This is a genomic window from Pseudarcicella hirudinis, assembly GCF_900115665.1.
Lineage (GTDB): Bacteria > Bacteroidota > Bacteroidia > Cytophagales > Spirosomataceae > Pseudarcicella > Pseudarcicella hirudinis.
This window is the reverse complement of the sequence record NZ_FOXH01000020.1, coordinates 19,156-41,298: the sequence shown is the minus strand read 5'-3', so window position 1 is coordinate 41,298 and position 22,143 is coordinate 19,156. Positions and strand designations below refer to the sequence as shown.

General features: G+C 38.4%; 14 protein-coding genes. 10 read left to right on the top strand and 4 right to left on the bottom strand.

The features are described 5' to 3' along the window. Window positions 1-101: 101 nt before the first annotated feature. Complete coding sequence (locus BM179_RS23435; RefSeq protein ID WP_092019610.1) at window positions 102-1,229, bottom strand: DUF4932 domain-containing protein; 1,128 nt, start codon at window positions 1,227-1,229, stop codon at window positions 102-104. 149 nt (window positions 1,230-1,378) lie between these two features. After that, window positions 1,379-2,467, bottom strand: coding sequence for a helix-turn-helix domain-containing protein (locus BM179_RS23430; RefSeq protein ID WP_092019609.1), 1,089 nt, complete (start codon window positions 2,465-2,467; stop codon window positions 1,379-1,381). A gap of 340 nt (window positions 2,468-2,807) precedes the next feature. Here BM179_RS23430 and BM179_RS23425 point away from each other — a divergent pair, with 340 nt between their 5' ends. After that, window positions 2,808-3,650: a hypothetical protein gene (locus BM179_RS23425; protein ID WP_143095306.1), complete on the top strand. Its 843-nt coding sequence runs from the start codon at window positions 2,808-2,810 to the stop codon at window positions 3,648-3,650. A 41-nt stretch (window positions 3,651-3,691) separates the two neighbouring features. After that, entirely contained in the window at window positions 3,692-7,045 is a 3,354-nt protein-coding gene (locus BM179_RS23420) for a trifunctional glycoside hydrolase family 18/polysaccharide deacetylase/glycosyltransferase family 2 protein (protein ID WP_092019607.1), read from the top strand. Between the two features lie 7 nt (window positions 7,046-7,052). Here BM179_RS23420 and BM179_RS23415 read toward each other — a convergent pair whose 3' ends face one another. Then, window positions 7,053-7,691, bottom strand: a complete 639-nt coding sequence (locus BM179_RS23415; RefSeq protein ID WP_092019606.1) for a class I SAM-dependent methyltransferase — start codon at window positions 7,689-7,691, stop codon at window positions 7,053-7,055. A gap of 484 nt (window positions 7,692-8,175) precedes the next feature. Continuing rightward, on the bottom strand, window positions 8,176-9,660 hold the full coding sequence (locus tag BM179_RS23410) for a serine hydrolase domain-containing protein (RefSeq protein WP_092019605.1): 1,485 nt from the start codon (window positions 9,658-9,660) through the stop codon (window positions 8,176-8,178). A gap of 402 nt (window positions 9,661-10,062) precedes the next feature. Here BM179_RS23410 and BM179_RS23405 point away from each other — a divergent pair, with 402 nt between their 5' ends. From BM179_RS23405 to BM179_RS23370, 8 genes are all read left to right on the top strand, one after another. After that, on the top strand, window positions 10,063-12,516 hold the full coding sequence (locus BM179_RS23405) for a right-handed parallel beta-helix repeat-containing protein (RefSeq protein ID WP_092019604.1): 2,454 nt from the start codon (window positions 10,063-10,065) through the stop codon (window positions 12,514-12,516). Between the two features lie 168 nt (window positions 12,517-12,684). Continuing rightward, the gene (locus BM179_RS23400; protein WP_092019603.1) at window positions 12,685-13,365 is read left to right on the top strand and encodes a response regulator transcription factor; all 681 of its coding nucleotides are present in this window, start codon (window positions 12,685-12,687) and stop codon (window positions 13,363-13,365) included. Beyond that, window positions 13,362-14,729 carry a HAMP domain-containing sensor histidine kinase gene (locus BM179_RS23395; RefSeq protein ID WP_092019602.1) on the top strand — a complete coding sequence of 456 codons (1,368 nt, stop codon included), beginning with the start codon at window positions 13,362-13,364 and terminating at the stop codon, window positions 14,727-14,729. The genes BM179_RS23400 and BM179_RS23395 overlap by 4 nt, the downstream gene beginning before the upstream one ends. Window positions 14,730-14,901: 172 nt before the next feature. Beyond that, window positions 14,902-15,642: an MgtC/SapB family protein gene (locus BM179_RS23390; protein ID WP_229633022.1), complete on the top strand. Its 741-nt coding sequence runs from the start codon at window positions 14,902-14,904 to the stop codon at window positions 15,640-15,642. Between the two features lie 143 nt (window positions 15,643-15,785). After that, complete coding sequence (locus tag BM179_RS23385; protein WP_092019600.1) at window positions 15,786-16,892, top strand: efflux RND transporter periplasmic adaptor subunit; 1,107 nt, start codon at window positions 15,786-15,788, stop codon at window positions 16,890-16,892. Between the two features lie 23 nt (window positions 16,893-16,915). Beyond that, the gene (locus BM179_RS23380) at window positions 16,916-20,011 is read left to right on the top strand and encodes an efflux RND transporter permease subunit (protein WP_177219498.1); all 3,096 of its coding nucleotides are present in this window, start codon (window positions 16,916-16,918) and stop codon (window positions 20,009-20,011) included. Between the two features lies 1 nt (window position 20,012). Next, the gene (locus tag BM179_RS23375) at window positions 20,013-21,305 is read left to right on the top strand and encodes a TolC family protein (RefSeq protein ID WP_092019598.1); all 1,293 of its coding nucleotides are present in this window, start codon (window positions 20,013-20,015) and stop codon (window positions 21,303-21,305) included. A gap of 13 nt (window positions 21,306-21,318) precedes the next feature. Next, a complete protein-coding gene (locus BM179_RS23370; RefSeq protein ID WP_092019597.1) occupies window positions 21,319-22,071 on the top strand; it encodes a porin family protein in 753 nt (250 codons plus the stop codon). Window positions 22,072-22,143 lie beyond the last annotated feature (72 nt).

Here is a 22,143-nt window from a genome sequence, read left to right as displayed (position 1 = left end):
TATGATCCTATGTGGTTACAATGAATGGAATACAAAAAACCAAACAATCCAAACCCATCCCATACTATGTGCCCTATGATCCTATGTGGTTACAAACTTCATTATTCAGAAACCTTTTTAAACAACTTTCTCATAGCGTTCTCTACCGTTTGCGTATAAGAATAAAGTTTTGACTTATTGTACATTTCAAACTCCTCAAGAATAACAGGCAGATATACAAATTTGCGGTCTTCTATATAATTGATTTTTAAACGCTCTGCCTCAGAAATATTACCGAGATTTCGGGCAATCATCACCTCTCCTGCCCGGACAAAGTGTTCATACAAACATGCCTTCCACCCGGTATAACCCTGATTTGACATTGCACTTTTTATAGGCTCAAAAAGTTTTTCGGTTTTAGCAATCAGTTCTTCCGGCACTTTGTCTACAGCCTGATTAACAAAAGAATGCCCAAACTCATGGGTACTTAATTCAAGCAGGTGTGTCCTGTCATTAAAACCCATATCTAAGTCTGTATCATCCGCAAAATGCTGAAGACCGAAAGTACCGAAAACATGAAATGCTCTTGTGGTATCAGCTAAGCTATACTTAACGCCAAAACCCATTCCTGCCGGAATAGTCAGACTGGGAATTAAGAAATAATAGTCCATACTTTGTCCGTAAAAATTTTCCATTGCAGGAATAAATCGTTTGTCAGGCAGAGAATTTTTTACCTGTGCTATCGCATTTTCATACTTTTTCTGATACCGGCTGAAGTATTTATCAAAATCTACTTCCCTGTATAATTTATTCATGGCATCAATAAAAAGAGAAACATTATATCTGGCTTCAACCGGATCATTGGCAGGAGAAAAACGCAGATAATACTTCTCATCTACTTGATTTGATAGCCTGGCATAAGGAAAATCCTCAAGCTGGATGAGCAGGCTTATTAAATAGTCCAGCCAGATATTCTCGGCAAAGCCTACTATAACTGATAGAGGTTTGCTGTTCTTATAGGTTTTATATTGCTGGTACAAACTAAGTCCATAGGCATATCGTTTCTTTTTTTCTATAGAATACGTTAAATCGGTCTCAGATTGATTTCCTTCATAACCTAAGAAATAGACAAACCCTAATAATTCCACATTTCTGTTGAGTTGCACCTGAATCGAATGCTTACCGGATTGCTGACAAAAAGTAAGTGGGGTCCAGAATAACGCCACCACGAAGAATAGTTTCTTTTGCATGAGTAAAAGGTTAAACTTATTGATAAAATGCAAAACAAGCTATTCCAATAACCTCATGCGCCTGAGAACGCTTTTTCGGAAGTCCGAAATCATGTTTCCGGACATTCTTTTTACGATAAAGCCTAAAATTCATCAGCCGGAAAGACGCACTATTTTTGCGTCATCATGTAATGTGAAGGAGATTTTCCGGTATGTTGTTTAAATACCTGATTGAAGGTGGATTTTGAATTAAATCCAGACTCTAATGCCAAAGCCAGAAGCGTCTTGTGCTGTTCTTTAGGGTCGTTTAGTTTGCGGATCACTTCTTCAACTCTAAAACCATTGATAAAATTATTAAAATTGGAATTACATTTCGTATTGATCAGATATGACACATACCTGGGTGGTAAACGCAACTTCCCGGCTACTTCTTCTAAAGTGAGCTTCGATTGGGTATATATCGCATCTTCTTTAAAAATAACCATGAGGCGTTCTAACTGATGTTCATCATCATAATGAGCAAATTCTGGTTTTTCAGAAGGTTTTATCCCGGCTAACACAGGCAAGGTGAAAAAAGCAGCATCTATATATCCGATGTAACCAAAAACAAAAAGGAACACTGTCAAAACAGCTTCAATGGTAGCAAACACGGGCAGATTTAACACCACACCTGCGGCCCATAATAGCGTTAAAGCCAGTAAGAAAATACACAGTCCGTAAAGTCTCAGATATTGTGAAAGATTTAAACGGGAAGACTGCTCTGTCCATAATTGGTGAAAATGCAACAATTTGCGGGCATAAATCCAGACAACGATAGCCATACTGATAATCGGCAGGATTTCTGTAACAAAAAACCAGATAGGAATATCAAGCAAAAACGGCAGGTTTTTACCGGTAAAATAATGATAAAGACTCCAACCATTACGTACTGTTATTTCGATCAAAGCCGGCAGGTAAAAAAAACAGTACTTCCTTTTAAACATATAGTCAGGAGTAGTTGTAAACCGGGCAAAAAACCATAAAGAAGGCGGAAGTATTAAATATGTCTGGAAATTCCAAAAGGGAAAAGCATCTGCTGATTTATGGTATTGTACCTGAATGCCCCAGGCATTGAGTAGCTCAAGCGCAAGGGTATAAAAAATGAGTCCTAAAAAGAAATTAGACCACTGCCGTTTAAAACCTTTTACAATCAGGGCGAAACTCAGAAATATTCCTTGCCCGAAGGCCAGTAAAAACATTACAGCTTTCCAATTTTCCATTTGGTTCAATTTGGGAATGGCTATTAAGAGGGTAGTCAGGAAATGTAAAAATACGTCGAAAATTTATAATCCCCATTTTGAATCAGGAGAAAGATATATAAACATTTCCTTTAAATCATCAACGCTCTAAAAGCTTAGGATAACAGCCGGCAACTATGCAGAGTTCCTCATTTTCTGTTTTCAATTTCATTAATTCTTCCTTATAATTTCCTCCAAACTATTGATAACTGAAAGCAAAACAATAAACTACTTAAGAAGAAATAACCCGATTAAACCATCCGCGCCGGAATGAATCCAAATGCATGATTCCTCTTTAATAACGCCCATAATTTTCTTAAAAATGTTATTAGTCTCGTATTTGAAAACCATCATGCTTCTGTATGCTGGTTTAGCGTCCAATGGAGAATTACTCTCTGGTCATATCCAATCAGATTCGACAGAAACTCCTCAGTCCACCCTGCAAGTAGGAACCAGCTATATGAATATTGTCAATTACCGGGGAAGAACCTTTGGCATTAATCAATATGGCTTCATGCCGATGGCAAAATATATTTCTAAAACCGGATTTGTATTGAATGCCACAGGATATTACTGGAGTGGAATGGATAATAAACTAGCCAAGCTTGACCTGGGCATCGGTTATGAGAAAGAAATCGTCAAAAATCTGTATGCTTCCTTTAATTATGAACGATGGCTTTGGAATGAAAATAATGTAGAAGAACAAAATCCGCTGAAAAACTACCTGGCTGCCGATATGACCTATGATTTCGGCTATTGGAATGTTTCCGGAACCTATGAATATATGTGGGGCGACCAGCATCTCTCTCAATTAACCTTTCAGATAGCCGGAGATATTCCCCTCTACTCAAATGAAGCCGAAACTTCCGAACTGAAGTTTCAGCCCGGATTTACTTTTATTATGGCTAATCAGTCTTCTCTTTCAGTAATTAGCGCACCAAATTACCTGAGTAATAAAAAAGGTAAAAAAACAGCAACTACCCTTATTAATGACCCGTTTCAGGTACAGGATTACGAGCTCTCTGCCCCTCTGTATCTTAAATGGAACAATACTGAAATTACCGGCGCATACAGGTATGCTTTCCCTTTAAACGGCTCTCCTGATGAACATTTGAAACCTTTTGGATATTTCACCCTTGATTTCGTTTACAATATAAAGTGGTAGTACCAGACATAATCTCTCTTTGACTTCAGAATTTTAAAGATATGCCTTCCACAACACAAATATTTCAAAGTCAGAACGCCAAACGCTGGAGAAGTTTTCTGTTGGTTCTCATTACATTAGTATTGCTTACCGTATTTTCTTTTTCGGTCTTACTGATGGCTATTTTTGATAAATCCGAGATTTCTTTACCTCATTTGATTAATAAAAATGAGCTTTACAAGAAATTACTTTCTCCGGACAAACCCGTTTCAGTGTTGGAGTCGGCAGAAAGCCACTTATATCATCTGGCCTGTCAGAAAACAAAGCCTTCACAAATTTTACGTGATTCAAAACATCAGTTATTTAAAGAAAAAAGTCACCAGATCAGAGCCGGATTTTATGTCAACTGGGACATTCAGTCATTTTATTCTCTCAGAGATAATATCGATAAAATGAATATGGTATTGCCTGAATGGTTTTTTGTTTCTGATAAAAATGAGGTGGCAATAGACATTGATGCCAAAGCATATCGCATCATGAAATCTAAGCATATTAAAATTATTCCTATGATCTCCAATTTCTGGAAAAACGGATGGAGAGGAGAAAACGTCCATAGAATAATTTCTTCTGCAGCCAATCGCAAAGTATTTATCAATAGTGTTTTAGCTGCTTTAGACAAATATGATTTTCAGGGAGTTAATGTAGATTTTGAGGATTTGAAAGAATCATCGGATGAAAATTTATCATTATTTCAAAAAGAAATATATCAGGCTCTCCATGCCAAAGGTTATCTTGTTACCCAGGATATTGCCCCGTTTAATCCTGATTATAATCTCAGAGAACTGTCTCAAAACAATGACTTCCTTTTCATAATGGCCTATGACCAGCATTATGAATCAAGTACTCCCGGACCAATTGCAGAGCATAAATGGGTAGAATCAGCCATAGAATATGTGGCTTCTCAGGTACCTTCCGAAAAGTTGGTTCTATGTCTCGCCGCTTATGGATACGATTGGTTTAACGGAGGCATTGGTACAGACATTACTTATCAGGAAGCCATTACTACTGCCAAAGAATCAGAGGGAAAAATAAAGTTTGATAATCATAACTACAATTTAAACTTCGACTATTACGACGACAACAATTTAAAACATCAGGTATATTTTACAGATGCCGGCACCTGTTATAATGCAATGAGAGCCTCCGCAGACTATGCCCTTTCAGGAACAGCTTTATGGCGTTTAGGATCTGAAGACCACCGGATATGGAGTTTTTATAAACAATCGCTCGATTTAAACCTTGCCAGATTTACGCCTGCTTTTCTCGAAAATATGGAGATTGTTCATCCAAGTAATAATTTTGATTACATCGGAGAAGGAGAAGTACTTGATGTACTAAGTTCCCCGAAAAAAGGAATAATCAGCGTAAAATTAGATTCAACCGATAAACTGATCGCAGAACAAACTTATCAGGAACTACCCACTTCCTATGTAATTAAGAAGTATGGAAAAGCCAGTCCCAAACAGTTACTGCTCACATTTGACGATGGCCCGGATAACCGTTATACCCCGGCTATTTTAGATATTCTTGAGAAAGAAAATGTCCCTGCTGCCTTTTTTATAGTAGGTATGGCTGCTCAGAATAATATCCCGATTCTTAAGCGTATATATGATGATGGCTTCGAAATCGGGAATCATACTTTTACTCATCCTAACCTGGCAGAAGTTTCTCAGGAAAGAGTCCGGATTGAATTGAATACTACCCGAAGACTAATTGAAAGTGTAACCGGACACTCGACCGTACTGTTCCGTGCACCCTACAATGCCGACTCAGAACCACAAACCATTCAGGAATTATCGCCGGTTGCTATGGGAAGAGGCGATAATTATATTACCGTCGGAGAAAGTATAGACCCGACAGACTGGAAAGAAAACATTACTGCTGAGCAGATTTTTAATAAGATTATCAGTGAGAAAAATAATGGAAACATCATTCTCCTGCATGATGCCGGAGGCAATCGTTCTGCTACGGTAAAAGCTTTGCCAAAAATCATTAACTATTTTAAATCTCAGGGATATCAGTTTATCAGTGTCTCTCAGCTGCTTGGCAAAAGAAAAGAGGATATTATGCCTGCAATTAAAAACGGGGAGGATTTCTGGTTTTCAAGATTCAACTGGTTTACCGCAACCGGAGTTTACTGGATTGAGCAATCCCTTGCCATTATCTTTTTCACTGCTATATTACTGTCGATAGGAAGAATGCTTTTCGTCGCTTTTTTTGCCATTATTCAGAAAAAGAAAGAGATAAATTCCCCACAACGGGCACCTGGTATAAAGCCTAAAGTGAGCATTATTGTGCCCGCTTATAATGAAAATATCAATGTCGTCAGAACCATCAGTAATTTATTAAAAACCCGTTATGATGACTTTGAAATCGTTTTTGTAAATGACGGCTCGAAAGATAATACCCTGGAACTGGTTCAGAATTCTTTCAGCAATAACCCTCTTGTCAAAATATTAACCAAGGCAAATGGCGGAAAAGCCTCGGCCTTAAACTTTGGTATCCAACAGGCAAGCGGTGCCATAATGGTCTGTATCGATGCCGATACCCAGCTTAAAACTGATGCAATTCCTCTTATGATTGCTTATTTTGAGGATGAAGAAGTAGGAGCCGTTGCCGGAAATGTGAAGGTAGGAAATGAAATGAACTGGCTCACTAAATGGCAGTCTATTGAATATATTACAGCACAGAATTTTGACAAAAGAGCCTTCGATTTTCTCAATTGTATTTGTGTTATTCCGGGTGCAATCGGTGCTTTCAGAAAAGAAGTAATGATTGACGCCGGATTATTTACCACCGATACCCTTGCCGAAGACTGCGACATTACCATCAGAATTCTGAAACAGGGATATACCGTACGCTATTGCTCTGAAGCGAAAGCATTTACCGAAGTACCGGAAAGCGTCAATATGTTTTTAAAACAGCGTTTCCGCTGGACATTCGGCATTATACAGTCATTCTGGAAACACAGACATGCCTGTTTCAATCCGAAATACAGAAATCTTGGTATCGTCGCCTTACCCAATCTTCTCATTTTTCAGATTATCATTCCATTACTGGGTCCGGTTGCCGATATGGTAATGTTAGTTTCATTACTGGCAGGAAGCTGGAAAACCATACTTGTCTATTATCTCATTTTCTTAATAGTTGATACCATAGGTTCGGCACTGGCTTTTAGCTTTGAGAATGAAAATATGAATCGGTTGAAATTGTTATTCCCGCAAAGATTTGCCTACAGACAGTTGATGTACTGGGTCTTAATCAAAGCCATTGTCAAGGCTATTAAAGGAGAACTCATGAACTGGGGCTCTTTAAAAAGAACAGGAAATGTAAAACTGGAAGAAGTGGGAACTTAACAGCTATTCATGACAAATGTCCCTTCCAGCATTTTAAAAACCAGAATTTAAACGGAGGACTGTTTACTCCCTTATTAACAGGTTCATCTATCTCAAAAAATTCCATCAAACCATAGGCCCCGAATTCCTTTTGAATAGCTTCTTCATCATAAAAGAACAACCTGGGTCCGCCCTGTATTTCAAAATGATTTTCACCAATTTGTTTACCCATCCCGTAATTAGGTGAATTAGTGGAAATTACAGAGAAAATCATGTAACCATCACTTTGCAACTGATTGTAACAATCTCTGATCAGCTTTTTCCGCTCCTCAAAATCCAGCAAATAAATCAATCCATAACAGAAAACACTTTCGTACAACTCCGGGTCAAAAGGCATATCGGTTACAGAACCATGATATATTTTCATTACAGCGCCAAAATGTTTTTCTGCAAGTTTTATAGCAGTTTCTGAAATCTCAATACCTGTTACTTTAATGCCATTATCTACAAACAATTTTGCATTTCTTCCATATCCGATCCCCGGAATCAATACATTCTTAATATGCTGTTTTTTAAAAAAATCATTAGCCATAATAGCTGATTCCGTAGGTTCTAACCCCCACATCTCCTGTCTTTCAGCAAAAGCATTCTCCCATATATCTGTCATCTCTAATTGTATTTTTCAAATTCCCCTGTTGCAATATCATCAGCAAAATTAAGAAAACAATTACAAAACGCAACGCCGTTGCATAAACAAAGAAATAGCAGGACCCAACCCAAAAACTTAAAAGCAAGCCCATTTTCCTCAGTAGAGATGTAATGATCTAAAGCTATCCTCGAAAATCTATATCTTCCTTTTTTTCTATATCTTCTTTTTTTTCTATATCTTCCTTTTTTCTATATCTTCCTTTTTTCTATATCTTCCTTTTTTCTATATCTTCTTTTTTTCTATATCTTCTTTTTTTCTATATCTTCTTTTTTTCTATATCTTCTTTTTTTCTATATCTTCTTTTTTTCTATATCTTCTTTTTTTCTATATCTTCTTTTTTTCTATATCTTCTTTTTTTCTATATCTTCTTTTTTTCTATATCTTCTTTTTTTCTATATCTTCTTTTTTTCTATGTGTTCTATATGCCTATGTGGTTGCAAATCTAATCCTCAAGCTTCTTTAAATGCTCAACCGCATTAGTATTTGACGGATTAAGTTCCAGAGAGCGTTTATAATTTTTAATGGACAGGGCTTTATCGCCCAGACTTTCATATACTTCAGCCAGACTATCATAAGTATTTGAGCTTTCCGGAAACAGACTTACATTTAGCTTAAATATCACCAAAGCTTTGTCTTTATTGCCCTTGCCCAACAGTGTGTAACCAAATACATTTAACTCATCTTCGGACAATCTAAACCTGTTGTCTTTCGCTTTTAATTCATTAGCTATTTCTTCGGCAAATTGAAATCCCCGCTGGTTTAACATTTCAAGCAGAAGATTGACAGATCTTGAAAAGCCAAAACCTTCTGCAGAGCGTTCCGGAGCCGAAAAGTGTACTTCATTATAAATAGTATTTGCTATTTCAGACAAAGCATATTCTGCGCTTTCGCCATTTTGGTTCGCAAGCGTTATCACTGCAAAATCAGCTTCAGGATAAAGAACGCTGTAAGAAGAAAAACCAAAAGTACCCCCTGATGTCCAAATCCGCCTTTTTTCATCAAAATTTGTCTTTAAATACCAGTTTAAACCTATTCCAAAGTTCTCATAATTCCCCCAGAAAAGGGTATGACTAAGCACTACTCGTTTATCCTTTTCCTTAAGGTGATAATTAACATATTTCATCATATCGGCCAGACTTGATTTCAATACCCCGGCACTTCCTGCATCTTTCGGAATTTCTGGCATAAGAATGCCTTTTTCATTATATCCCTTTACGCAAAAACCCTTTTCTGATGTTGGAACGGAAATATAAGTATGCTTCATATTCAAAGGGCCGGTTACATATTTTTGTAACAGGTCAGCATAACTCATCCCATAAATATTTTCGAGTAAAAAACCCAGTAACTGAGCCGCGGTGTTAGAATGTGCAGGATTTAATCCAGGTTCTCTGCTTAATTTTACGGTATGAAGATCCTGCAGAAATTGGGATCGTGTATAACCATCATGTATTTTCTTCAGTTCAAAAAGCTGAGATTCCCGCTCTTTCGTTTGAAACGGCGGCATATTTTCAGGAAGATTGTCCGGAAGTCCGGATGTCAGATTGGCCAAATGAATCAATTGAACAGGTTTACCATTAAATTCAAGATTGGGGTAACTGCCTTTAAGATATTTTCGGATATCATCCTTCAGATTAACCTTTTCGTCAACCACTGCCTGTGCCAGCAACATACTGGTGAAAGTCTTGGTAATTGACCCTATTTCGTAAAGGCTGGTTGTAACAGGAAGACTGTTTTTATCTTTTTGGGTACTGCCAAAATAATAAAGGTGAAATTTGTCTTTTCTAATGACTCCCACGGACAATCCAACCCACGGTCTGCCAGCCAGATAGGTTGTCGCTGCATGATTTACAATCGAATCAATATTCTGGGTGTAAGAGATCCGGGGCAGACAAATAGAGAAAATGAATATTAACAACCGCTTTTTCATAGATAGATGGTATTTCCGGATTACGCATAACTTAAATTACATTAACGGACATATGTTTCAGGAATTATTGAGCCATTTTCCATACAAATGCAATAGTAACAGTTTAAATCCAATTGCGTTTTCATTTCTAAAGAATTGGGATATAACCCCGCAAATACGTTATGAATGGTTAAAAGCTTTTTATCAGTTTTGAGGCTTTTCTGTTAATTTTTGGTAAAAATCTTCAGAAGGAATCCGGTTAATCTTGCTGAAATCGGAAAGATAAATGTGAAAATCTCTTTCTGTTCAGGGGTATTATCTTCATCAAAATGTCTTTTTCAACAGTATCTTATTTATCAGAAAGGCACACCCTTTACAAATCTATTAACTTATTGAAAATAAATATTTTATCATTGAATAATAATGACTCAAAGCGTTCAAAAAATATTATCTGCGATCTTTATTCTGGCTTTTTCTTTCTCCTCTTCAGGACAAAATATCTATGTGTCTCCGGATGGGAACGATAAAAATAATGGGACGAGAGAGAAACCCCTGGCGAGTTTTGCTAAAGCCAAAGGATTAGCTCAGAAAGCACCGGTTGATAAATCGGTAAACGTGGTTTTTAAAGATGGAATCTACTACTTACCTGAAACGATCCTTTTTACGCCTGAAGACAGTAGAGATCCGGCTTCACCAATTACTTATCGGGCTGAACATGAAGGCAAGGCTGTTTTAAGTGGCGGCTTGTCATTGAAACTCGATTGGAAACCCTGGCAAAAAGGAATTTTCAAGGCAAAGGTTCCGGATAATATTACGATTGACCAGTTATATATCAACGGTACACGCCAACGAATGGCCAGGTTTCCTAATGCAGTAACTGGCAAAAATGTATTTGACACCTGGGCATTAAATCATAATGCCAAAGCAGATTCTCTGACTGATCCGTTAGTGAAAAACCGGATAAAAGGCTGGAAAAATCCTGAAGATGGCTATATCCATGCTATGCACAGTTATTTGTGGGGAGATATGCACTGGAAAATACAGGGACGAAATCAGGACGGTACACTTAAATATGAGGGCGGCTGGCAGAATAACCGCCCCTCTGAAATGCACCCGCTCTATAGAATGGTTGAAAATGTTTTTGAGGAATTAGATGTAGCAGGCGAATGGTTTTACAATACCCGGGAGCATACACTTTATTATTTACCGGCATCTGGAACTGATTTAAAAACGGCAAAAGTGGAGGTTGTAAGATTAAGGCATCTGGTTGAATTTAATGGTTCAAAAGAAAAACCTGTACAAGGCATAACCCTCAAAGGTTTTGTATTCAGGCATACCGCCCGCACTTTTATGGATAATAAAGAACCGCTTTTACGTTCAGACTGGACAGTGTACCGGGGAGGAGCAGTGTTTTTTAACGGGGCAGAAAATTGTACCATCAGCGATTGTGAATTTGATCAGGTTGGTGGAAATACCATTTTTGTCAACAATTATAATCGCAGAATTACCATCAGGGGTTGCTATATTCACCATAGCGGAGCAAATGGAATTGCTTTTGTCGGTGATCCGGCTACTGTCAGAAATCCGCTCTTCAGGTATGGAAACCAGGATTTTAAAAATTTAGATAAAACACCGGGACCAAAAGGTGATAATTTCCCGGAAGATTGCCTTGTAGAAGACTGTCTGATAACAATGACCGGAAGGGACGAAAAGCAAACCGCCCCGATTCACATCTCCGTTTCGCATAAAATCCGGGTTAATCATTGTTCTATCTATGATGTTCCCCGGGCAGGAATCAACATCAATGAAGGTACATTTGGTGGTCATATTGTTGAGAATTGCGACATCTTTAACACCGTTTTAGAAACAGGCGATCACGGGAGTTTTAATTCATGGGGACGGGACCGTTTCTGGACACCGGAAATCAATGAGACAGTTGCTGAAGTAGCCAAAGAACCAACACTACCGTTCCTGGATATCATTGAACCAAATATTTTAAGAAACAACCGCTGGCGTTGTGACCATGGATGGGATATTGACCTCGACGATGGCTCAACGAGTTATAGAATTTATAATAATTTACTGTTGAAAGGTGGTCTGAAAATGCGGGAAGGATATGACAGAATTGCCTCCAACAACATCATTGTCAACAATAGCCTCCACCCGCATGTCTGGTATCAGCATAGCGGTGATGTTTTTAAAAACAATATCATATTTATGGCATACCGACCGGCAGTTATGAATAAATCCATTGCTCAGAATGGCAAATGGGGAAAAGAACTGGATTATAACTTTTTTGTATCAGATCAGGAAAACAAGAATCGCTTTAACCAAAATGATTGTGACAAAAATTCACTTAACGGAGACCCGCTTTTTGCAGATGCCGACAAGGGCGACTTCAGTGTAAAAGATGCTTCTCCGGCTTTGCAGACAGGTTTCAGTAATTTTGACTTAATGCACTTCGGTGTAACTAAACCAGCCTTAAAAGCCCTTGCAAAAACTCCTGTAATTGATAAAATAACAATAAATACTGAAACCATTAATTATGCCCGAGGAATTGTTTATACCTGGCTTGGTGCCCTATTAAAAGAACCTGTCGGAGAAGAACTTTCTGCTTATGGAGTTGGCTACGACGAAGCCGGTGTGGCACTTGTTAATTTTGCAAATGGCAGCCAGGCAGCAAAACTGGGTTTTAAAAACGGAGATTTAATTCAAAAAATCAATGGAATGAAACTGAAAAATATCTTTGAGTTGAAAGAATACCTCAGGAATAAAACAGGTGATAAAAAGTCATTTATTTTTGAAGTTATCAGAAACCAGAAAATAGCAGTCTTTACTGTAAACGAAAGTTTGCCACCACTTTCAGAAGTAAAATAATAAAGCTGGTACAAGGCAGTGAAACGCCGGAATATGTGAGAAATGCATCCTCTCTATTCCGGCGTTTTCTTTTTCCTATTGAATCTCTCCTGTCAGAAGCAAATTCTCAATAAAGTTTTCCTGATTCCGATAAAGCTCAGTCCGAATTGAAGATGTACCTTTGCTGTAATGAAAATTCTGATTATAGAAGACGACCTTAGAGTAGCTGAACTCCTCCAGAGAGGATTGGCAGAGCATGGTTTTACCACTACATTAGCATATGACGGGCTTTCAGGAAAAAAATTAGCATTAAGTAATGTATATGATCTCATTATTTCAGACATTATATTACCTAAAATGGATGGACTGGATCTGTGTAAGGAAATCCGCCAGACGATCCCCGACACCCCTATTATTTTGCTTACTGCACTTGGCACAACTGACGATAAAGTAGAAGGTTTTGATGCCGGAGCGGATGATTATCTGGTAAAACCGTTTGAAATGCGCGAATTACTGGTTCGTATCCGGGTTTTACTGAAAAGAAGTCATAAAAAAGAACAAAGTACTGGCTTTATCTTAAAATTTGCAGACCTTGAAATTAACCTGTACACCAAAATCGTAAAGCGAAATAATGCCGAAATAAACCTTACCCCAAAAGAATTTAAACTCCTGGAATATATGATGCAAAACCCTGAAAGAGTTTTATCAAGAGGTGAAATTGCTGAAAAGGTTTGGGATACTCACTTCGACACCGGGACTAATTTCATTGATGTTTACATTAATTATCTGCGTAAAAAAATTGATAAAGACTTCGACAAAAAACTCATTCATACCAAATCAGGAATGGGATTTATTCTGAAAGCTGAATGAAAATCAGGACGCGGCTCACCATATTGTTTACCTTTATTACAGCAACTATCTTACTGCTGTTTGCCTCGGTAATTTATTACAGCGCAAAAAAAAACCGTGAAAAAGATTTTTACACATCCCTGAAAAAAGAGGCCATAACTAAAGCAAATCTGTTTCTGAATGCAGAAGTAGAAGTAAAAACCCTTCAGGAAATTTACCATAATAACCGTAAAATATTAAACGAGGTGGAAGTGGCAATTTACGACACCTCCTTTCACCTGCTTTACCATGATGCTGTGGATCTTGACTTTGTAAAAGAAACAAGACCCATGATTGACGAAATTTATAAAAAGGGGGAAGTCAGATTTTACCAGAAAGACTGGCAGGTAATAGGCTTAAAATTTCCGTATAAAAACAAAAAATATCTTATCACGGCAGCCGCTTACGATCAATACGGATACGATAAACTCAACAGCTTATTAAGAACAAGTTCTTTCGTCTTCGTAATTTCTATTTTGTTTATCTATCTGGCCGGGCATTTCTTTTCTAAGAAAGCATTTGAACCGGTTACCCAAATGACCGACAAGGTGAAAAAAATTTCCGCTACCAATCTTGATCTCCGGTTAAATACAAACAAAAACAATGATGAACTTACCGATTTGGCAAATACCTTTAATGAAATGCTGAATCGTTTGGAAAATTCCTTTGATGCTCAGAAACATTTCGTTTCCAATATTTCCCATGAACTGCGGACGCCTCTTACTGCCATGTTTGCAGAACTGCAATTGACAGCTGAAAAAGAGCGAAGCAATGAGCAATATAAAAAGGCCATTGAGCACATTATTTCTGATACCCAAAAATTAATTCATCTCTCAAATAACTTACTGGATTTAGCAAAGGCAAATTATGATTCAGCCGAAATCGCTTTCAAAAACCTGCGCCTTGATGAAGTGCTGATTGAGGCAAGAAACGATGTTTTGCACAACAACAGCTCATTTAAAATCAACATTATTTTTGAAAAGGATTTCGAAGATGATGCTGATATTTCTGTAAATGGCAATGAATATCTTTTAAAAGTTGCATTTGCCAATCTGATGGAAAACAGCTGTAAATATTCAAATGACAAACAAAGTACCGTTGCGGTTTCATTCGACAAAGAAGGAATTATACTCCGTTTTTCTGATAATGGCATTGGCATTGCGGCCGATGATCTGAAAAGTATCTTTGTTCCTTTTTATCGTGGCGAAAACAAAACGTTTACAGAAGGCAATGGCATAGGACTTTCTCTTAGCCAAAAAATAGTTTTGCTGCACCATGGAAATATTTCAGTCACCTCCCAGACAAATATTGGAACCATTTTCACCATTCAGTTACCGCATCTCTGATTTCTTCATTCTAATAAAATTCTAATTTTTTTATAAAAGGTCTGTAACAGCTTCCCGAAGGAAGCTGCCTTACTTTTGTGCCATCATTGAAAAACATATAAAACATGGATGCAGGTCCCCTTTGTAACATCCGCAAATTTTTGCATTAACCTGCACAGTTCTTTAAGGCTGTGTGGCAGATTGCTTGTTTGCACAAACAGAAAGAACAATGAATATCTTAGATTTCACCACTCGTCTCGGATTGGCACTCTTCCTGGGTGCCGCCATTGGCATTGAACGCCAGTGGCGACAAAAAAGTGCAGGACTCCGTACCAATACCCTTGTATCACTTGGTTCAGCTGCTTTTGTACTGCTGTCTATAAAAATCGGCGGTGATGCCGTTGGCCGTGTAGCCTCTTATGTGGTAAGTGGCATTGGTTTTCTTGGGGCGGGTGTCATTATGAAAGATGGCATGAGTGTTCAGGGATTGAATACTGCCGCAACAATCTGGTGCTCTGCTGCCATCGGCTCATTCTCTGCAATGGGATTAACTGCCGAGGCAACCATCGTCAGCATTGCTGTTATGCTCACCCATCTGGTTCTTCGTCCCTTTGGCAATAAGCTGAGCAAACTGCCTTTTACCAAATCAGATGCTGCACAAACAGAATACCTTTTCACCATCAAATGCAAGGAAAAAGTCGAAAATCATATCAGAGTATTATTGATGCAGCACCTCGGCAATGACGATAGACTATTAATGCGCTCATTAACCAGTATTGAAAATGGAGATCCCTGCAATACTATTATTACCGCAGAAATCACCACCAGTTCTCCTCAGGACAATTTAATAGAAAAAGTGGCCAGCCGACTGACCATTGAACATGATGTAATGAAAGTAAAATGGGAAGTCGTCGGACTACAGACAGATGTGTAAAACAGCCAAAAAACATATTATCTGCTTTACAGTCGTTTCAACAAACTTTCTCCCGGGAAGTATCTTTTACTGATCTGCTTAACCTTAACCCAATTGATAAATTCAGGTTTATCAAAAATTCAGAATAATTAAAAACCCTTAAAATGAAGCAAGCAATTATTGGCATTTTCATAGCATGGATCGCTTTTTCCTGCGACAAACCAAAGCAGGAGCAGGAAACTGTCGGTTACAGTTTACAGGGAGATACTATTTTTATCCCTCCTAACTCGGCTTTTAAGGCAAAGCTGAAAACAGCTCTTGTACAAAAGGAACCTTATCACTGGCAAATGCTTAGCCCGGGAACGGTAAAAGTTATCCCAACTCAATATGCAGAGATAGCTTCACCGTTCGCCGGAAGACTTACCAGATCTTATTTAAGACTGGGTATGAAGACAACACCGGAAACACCTTTATTTGAAATTAGTTCTCCCGACTTTATGGCAGCTCAAAAGGTTTTTTTTCAGGAAAAGTCACAATTGGAGCAGGCCCGGAAAACGCTGAAACGCCAGAAAGATTTACTGGACAACGGCGTTGGCACCCAAAAAGATTTTGAAGAAGCACAAACTGCCTATGAGATAGAAAAGACTGAATATAACAATGCAGCGACCGGCATTAAACTTTTCAAAGCAGATCCTGATAAAATGGTACTGGGACAGCCATTGGTAGTTCGCTCGCCCATTGCCGGAGAAGTGATAGAAAACAAAGCGGTACTGGGGCAATTCATAAAAGATGATGCCTCAAGTATAGCGACCATCGCAGAATTGTCCAAAATCTGGATTGCAGGACAAATAAAAGAAAAAGACCTCCGCTTTATTCATAAGCTGGATGAATGTCATATCGAAATGGCCGCATTTCCTGAAAAAATCATTAAAGCTAAAGTCTTTCACATCGATGAAATTGTTGACGAGGAGACAAGAAGCGTAAGGGTGCTGATAGAAGCCGGCAATGCGGATCATACCTTAAAACCAGGAATGTATGTTACCGTTAATTTCACTGATAAACCCGTCAATCTGATACTCATTCCTTCCAAAGCAATATTTCAAATGAGTGATGCCAGTTTTGTTTTTGTTAAAGTAGCCGAAAATAAATACCTGAAACGGAAAATAGAAATAGCTGATACACAGGAAAATAAAATTGTAGTTAAATCAGGACTGGAAGCTGGTGAAACAATCATTACAGAAGGAGGCTTTCTGTTGTCCGGAGCTAAGTAATAAATTTTTAAAAGTAATTATTGATGAAGAAATTAATATTCACGGCCGTAAACAAACGCTGGCTCTTTATAGCACTATTTTTACTGCTGGCCGTTTTCGGATATTACTCCTGGAAACAATTGTCTATCGAGGCTTATCCGGATATTGCAGATGTTACTTCACAGGTGGTCACACAGGTACCCGGTCTGGCGGCAGAAGAAATAGAACAGCAAATAACGATTCCGATAGAGCGGGCATTAAATGGCATACCCGGAATGCATGTAATGCGCAGCAAAAGTACTTTTGGCCTGTCAATTATCACACTCGTTTTTGAAGATGGTGTGGAAGATTACTGGGCCAGGCAACGCATTACCGAACGTCTCAATGATGTTGATTTACCATATAATGCCGAACCGGGTCTGGACCCTCTCACCTCTCCCATCGGTGAAATTTACCGCTATATAGTTGAAAGTAAAAACCAAGATTTAAGGGATATTACCGATTGGCAGAAATGGACTATTATTCCAAGAATCAAGCAGATCAGCGGGGTGGCAGATGTTACCAATTTCGGTGGAATTACCACACAATATCAAATAGAACTTGACCCGGGAAAGCTGGAACAATACAAACTTTCATTGACTGAAGTACAAACTGCCATCAATAATAACAATGCCAATGCAGGTGGAAGCGTGCTTACCAGAGGAGATTTAGGCTATGTGGTCCGGGGAATCGGATTAGTGAAAACATTAGAGACTCTGGGAAATATTGTGGTAAAATCTGTCAATGGCATTCCCGTTTTTTTAAAGGATATAGGGCAATTAAAATATGGAAATTTAGAACGAAAAGGCATTCTGGGTTATACTGATAAAGGGGTCAGCTACTCTGAAGCTGATGAAGGTATTGTATTGTTGTTAAAAGGGCAAAACCCGTCAAAAGTTTTAGCAGACATTCATGCTGCGGTAGATGATTTAAACAAAAACATTTTACCGGAAGGCATCAGTATCCGGCCTTATCTGGACAGAACAAACCTGGTTCATACAACACTCAATACGGTTTCTCACACTTTATTGGAAGGCATGAGTCTGGTCATTGTTATACTGATTATTTTTCTCGGAAACTGGCGTGGAGCTTTAATTGTAGCCATTACAATTCCACTGGCATTGCTGATTGCATTTATACTGATGCACTTTACCAATATTCCTGCTAACCTGCTTTCATTGGGAGCAATCGACTTTGGTATCATCGTGGACGGCGCTATTGTAATGATGGAAACCATTTTGAAAAAACGGGAAGATAACCCCGAAGAAGAATTACAGGCTGATTCAATCGGGCAAAGAGCATTGGAGGTAGCAAAACCGATTTTATTCTCAACTATTATTATCATCACGGCTTATCTGCCTTTATTTTCTTTTGAGAGAGTAGAAAAAAAGTTATTTACGCCAATGGCATTTACTGTCGGTTATGCATTACTGGGTGCGTTAATGGTAGCATTATTGTTAATCCCGGGGCTGGCGTATATAATATATCGTAAACCTGGAAAGTTGTATCACAATCACTGGCTGGAAAAAATAACAGACTCTTACAACAAGCGCATCAGAAAAATAATGCAAAAACCCAAAATTGTATTATCCCCGTTGGTGATTGTTGTAATTGGCGCAGTGATTTTCTCCTTCACAACAGGAAAAGATTTCTTACCTCCGTTGGATGAAGGTTCTATCTGGCTGCAAGTCCAGTTACCCCCGGGAGTTTCCCTGCAAAAATCAAAAGAAATGAGTGATACACTTCGCCAACGCACGATGAAGTATGATGAAATAACATATGTGATGGTACAGGCAGGAAGAAATGATGACGGCACCGATCCCTGGACTGCTTCACATTTTGAGTGTTCCGTAGGTTTAAAACCATATAGTGAATGGAAAAACGGAAGAACCAAAACAGACCTGATAAACGATTTATCAAAAGAATATGCAGGAATGCCTGGTTATACCGTTGGTTTCAGTCAGCCTATGATAGACGGGGTGATGGATAAAATTGCAGGGGCACACAGCGAGCTGGTAGTAAAAATATACGGGGATGATTTTAAAGAAACGAGGCGTATTGCAGAAGAAGTTTTAAGTACCCTGAAAACCATTAAAGGTTCTGCTGATTTAGCCATTGATCAGGAACCACCCTTACCTCAATTACAAATCATTGCCGATCGGGATGCCATTGCCAGGTATGGTTTAAATGTAAATGATTTGAGTGAACTCATTGAAGTAGCTATTGGCGGAAAAGCTGTTTCACAGGTTTTTTCAGGCAATAAAGTATATGATGTTATTTGTCGTTATAACGAAGAGAGCCGAAACACTACAGATAAAATTGCCAACCTGATGCTCACTTCTCAAACAGGGGTAAAAATTCCTTTGTCGCAGATTGCTGCTGTAAAAACAGCTACCGGAGAAAGTACTATTACAAGAGAATTAAACAAGCGGCATTTAACAGTAAAATTAAATCTGCGTGGAAATGACCTGGTAACATTTTTAAAGGAAGCACAAACTCAGATTGAAAGTAAGGTAAAATACGACCATGAAAAATACAGTATCAACTGGGGAGGACAATTCGAAAACCAAAACAGAGCTTACGCAAAATTGACAATAATTGTCCCTATCGCATTAGCTATTATGTTCTTGCTGCTCTATACCGCATTCGGAACATTTCGTCAGGCAGGTTTATTAATGAGTATCGTTCCTCTGGCTTTATTTGGCGGAATGCTGGCACTCAACGTTCGGGGAATGACGCTCAATGTTTCTTCAGCGGTTGGTTTTATTGCCTTATTTGGTGTAGCCATACAAAATGGTGTAATTCTGATATCGCACATGAATCATTTGCGGAAACAGGGAGATGATTTACTAAAAGCAGTGATCGAAGGCTCAAAACACCGTTTTCGGCCGGTATTGATGACCGCAACAGTTGCCGCATTAGGTTTGTTACCCGCTTCATTAACAACAGGCATTGGTAGTGATGTTCAAAGACCTTTGGCCACAGTCATTGTTTATGGACTTTTAGTAGCAACTGTCATTACCTTGTTTGTATTACCTGCATTATATTTTTTAATGGAGAAAAAATTCGGAAACGATCTAAAAACGACAACACCTTCGTAGAATGATGAAATATTGTTACACAAAGCTTCTTTTTGTTTTTCTGCTATGGCTGATAAGCACAAAAACATTTTCGCAGGTTGATACCTCTTTCAGGCAAAAAAAGATAAAATTCTCTGATTACCTTTCATTAGTCGGTAAAAATAATCTTTCATATATCGCACAGAAATTCAATGTAAACATTGCAGAAGCGGGGCTTGAAACAGCAAAAATTTTCCCTGACCCTCAATTAGATTTTGGCTGGTTTGACAATGGTCAGCGCCGAATGAATATGGGCTATGGTTTTAATTCAGGAATAAGCTGGACGCTGGAATTAGGTGGAAAACGAAAAGCAAGAATTGATCTGGCAAAAAGCGAAACGGAACTCAATAAGTTTCTATTACAGGATTATTTCCGTAACCTCAGAGCAAATGCCACATTAGATTATCTGGCAGCTTTGCAAAACAGATTGCTGCTGGAGGTAACCCTGAATTCATATAAATCCATGAACGATCTGGCAAAATCTGATAGTATTCGCTCTAAACTGGGTGCAATAACAAAGGTTGATGCTAAACAAAGTAAACTGGAAGCCGGAACTATGTTGAATAATGTCTTTCTAATGGAAGCACAATGGAAAGCCTCCCTGGCCAACCTCTCTCAACAATTGGGTGCCAGACAGACAGACAGTCTGTTTGCTCCACTGGGAGATTTTTCAGGATTTAACAGAAATTTCAGTTTAACTGAACTGATCCTAACCGCTAAAAACAACCGGGCTGATCTGCTGGCAGCTTTGCAAAACAAATATGTCTCGCAAAATTTAATAAAACTGGCCAAAGCCAACAGAGTCATGGATTTGGCGCTGGGTACAGGGATCACTTATGCCTCATACGACAGAAATATTATTGCGCCGACTCCCTCATTCACACAAATAAATGCAGGTATTTCCATCCCGCTTAAATTTTCAAATAATCATCCGGGAGAACTGAAAGCCGCTTATTACAACAGCTTACAGATTGAAGTACAATACCAGCAGATAGAACTACAAATACAAAATGAGGTAAAACAGGCCTATTATCATTATTCATCAGCCCAAAAACAGGTACAGCAATTTCATACAGGTTTACTCGATGAAGCAAAAGCCATTCTGGATGGAAAAACTTACAGCTATCAGCGGGGAGAAATCAATTTATTAGAAGTACTGATCGCACAAAGAACTTACAACGAGGTGCAACAGAATTACTATCAGACGCTTTATAATTACTCCGCAGCATTGGTTGAGTTGGAAAGAGCTGCCGGAATTTGGGACATCAATTTTTAACAGTAAAATCAGCATGAAAAACTACATTTTTACAGTATTGATCTCAGTTATAATATTTCCGGCTGTTTTTGCTCAAAAACAGCCGGAAATTAAAACAGATACCTGCGAAAATTTCAGGGAACAGTTATTCAAAAACGGTAAGGTGAATTTTGGTTTAAAAGCGGGGTTTAATTACTCTGATCTTTACGGCGGCGAGATTGGCTATATTTTTGCCGAAAAACATACCTCCTGGCTGCCTTCATTCCACATTGGAGTTACTGTTAATTCAAAAATCGGAAAATATTTCTGGCTCAAACATGAGCTGTTGCTTATTCAGAAAGGTGCAGGTGTAACTCTTTCCGACAGCATTAACGGCAATTATGCCTCACAACTTAAAATGCTGTCTTTAGATTTATTTCCCTTAAGTCCGGTTTTTCATTACAAAGCCTTACAATTATATGCCGGCCCATACATAAGTGCGCTCGTAGATGCACAGATAAAACGTAAGGACATCAACGGAAAAGAATTTAACGACCATTCTGTTTTCGGAGACGGTATGCAGTTTGAAAATAAAACAAAATACCTGCAAAAGTTCGACTTTGGCATCAATGTCGGGATTGAATATGAATTTACTTCAGGTTTATCAATTGGGGCAAAATATACACAGGGCTTTACAGACCTCTTTCAATATGCCAATAGCCATACTTTTAATGACCCCCTGAAAGAAATCAGCATTTATAACCGCTCCCTTTTGTTCTCCGTAGGATATTCATTCCACAAGAAATGAATGACTCTGGTCTAAAGAGAAATTACCCCGAAACTATCAGAATGCCGTTAAACCCCTGAAATAAAGTAAGGT

Excerpts from the sequence above, each read along its gene's own strand:
- BM179_RS23435 (WP_092019610.1), bottom strand. The coding sequence starts at position 1,229 with ATGCAAAAGAAACTATTCTTCGTGGTGGCGTTATTCTGGACCCCACTT.
- BM179_RS23430 (WP_092019609.1), bottom strand. The coding sequence starts at position 2,467 with ATGGAAAATTGGAAAGCTGTAATGTTTTTACTGGCCTTCGGGCAAGGA.
- BM179_RS23425 (WP_143095306.1), top strand. The coding sequence starts at position 2,808 with ATGTTATTAGTCTCGTATTTGAAAACCATCATGCTTCTGTATGCTGGT.
- BM179_RS23420 (WP_092019607.1), top strand. The coding sequence starts at position 3,692 with ATGCCTTCCACAACACAAATATTTCAAAGTCAGAACGCCAAACGCTGG.
- BM179_RS23415 (WP_092019606.1), bottom strand. The coding sequence starts at position 7,691 with ATGACAGATATATGGGAGAATGCTTTTGCTGAAAGACAGGAGATGTGG.
- BM179_RS23410 (WP_092019605.1), bottom strand. The coding sequence starts at position 9,660 with ATGAAAAAGCGGTTGTTAATATTCATTTTCTCTATTTGTCTGCCCCGG.
- BM179_RS23405 (WP_092019604.1), top strand. The coding sequence starts at position 10,063 with ATGACTCAAAGCGTTCAAAAAATATTATCTGCGATCTTTATTCTGGCT.
- BM179_RS23400 (WP_092019603.1), top strand. The coding sequence starts at position 12,685 with ATGAAAATTCTGATTATAGAAGACGACCTTAGAGTAGCTGAACTCCTC.
- BM179_RS23395 (WP_092019602.1), top strand. The coding sequence starts at position 13,362 with ATGAAAATCAGGACGCGGCTCACCATATTGTTTACCTTTATTACAGCA.
- BM179_RS23385 (WP_092019600.1), top strand. The coding sequence starts at position 15,786 with ATGAAGCAAGCAATTATTGGCATTTTCATAGCATGGATCGCTTTTTCC.
- BM179_RS23380 (WP_177219498.1), top strand. The coding sequence starts at position 16,916 with ATGAAGAAATTAATATTCACGGCCGTAAACAAACGCTGGCTCTTTATA.
- BM179_RS23375 (WP_092019598.1), top strand. The coding sequence starts at position 20,013 with ATGATGAAATATTGTTACACAAAGCTTCTTTTTGTTTTTCTGCTATGG.
- BM179_RS23370 (WP_092019597.1), top strand. The coding sequence starts at position 21,319 with ATGAAAAACTACATTTTTACAGTATTGATCTCAGTTATAATATTTCCG.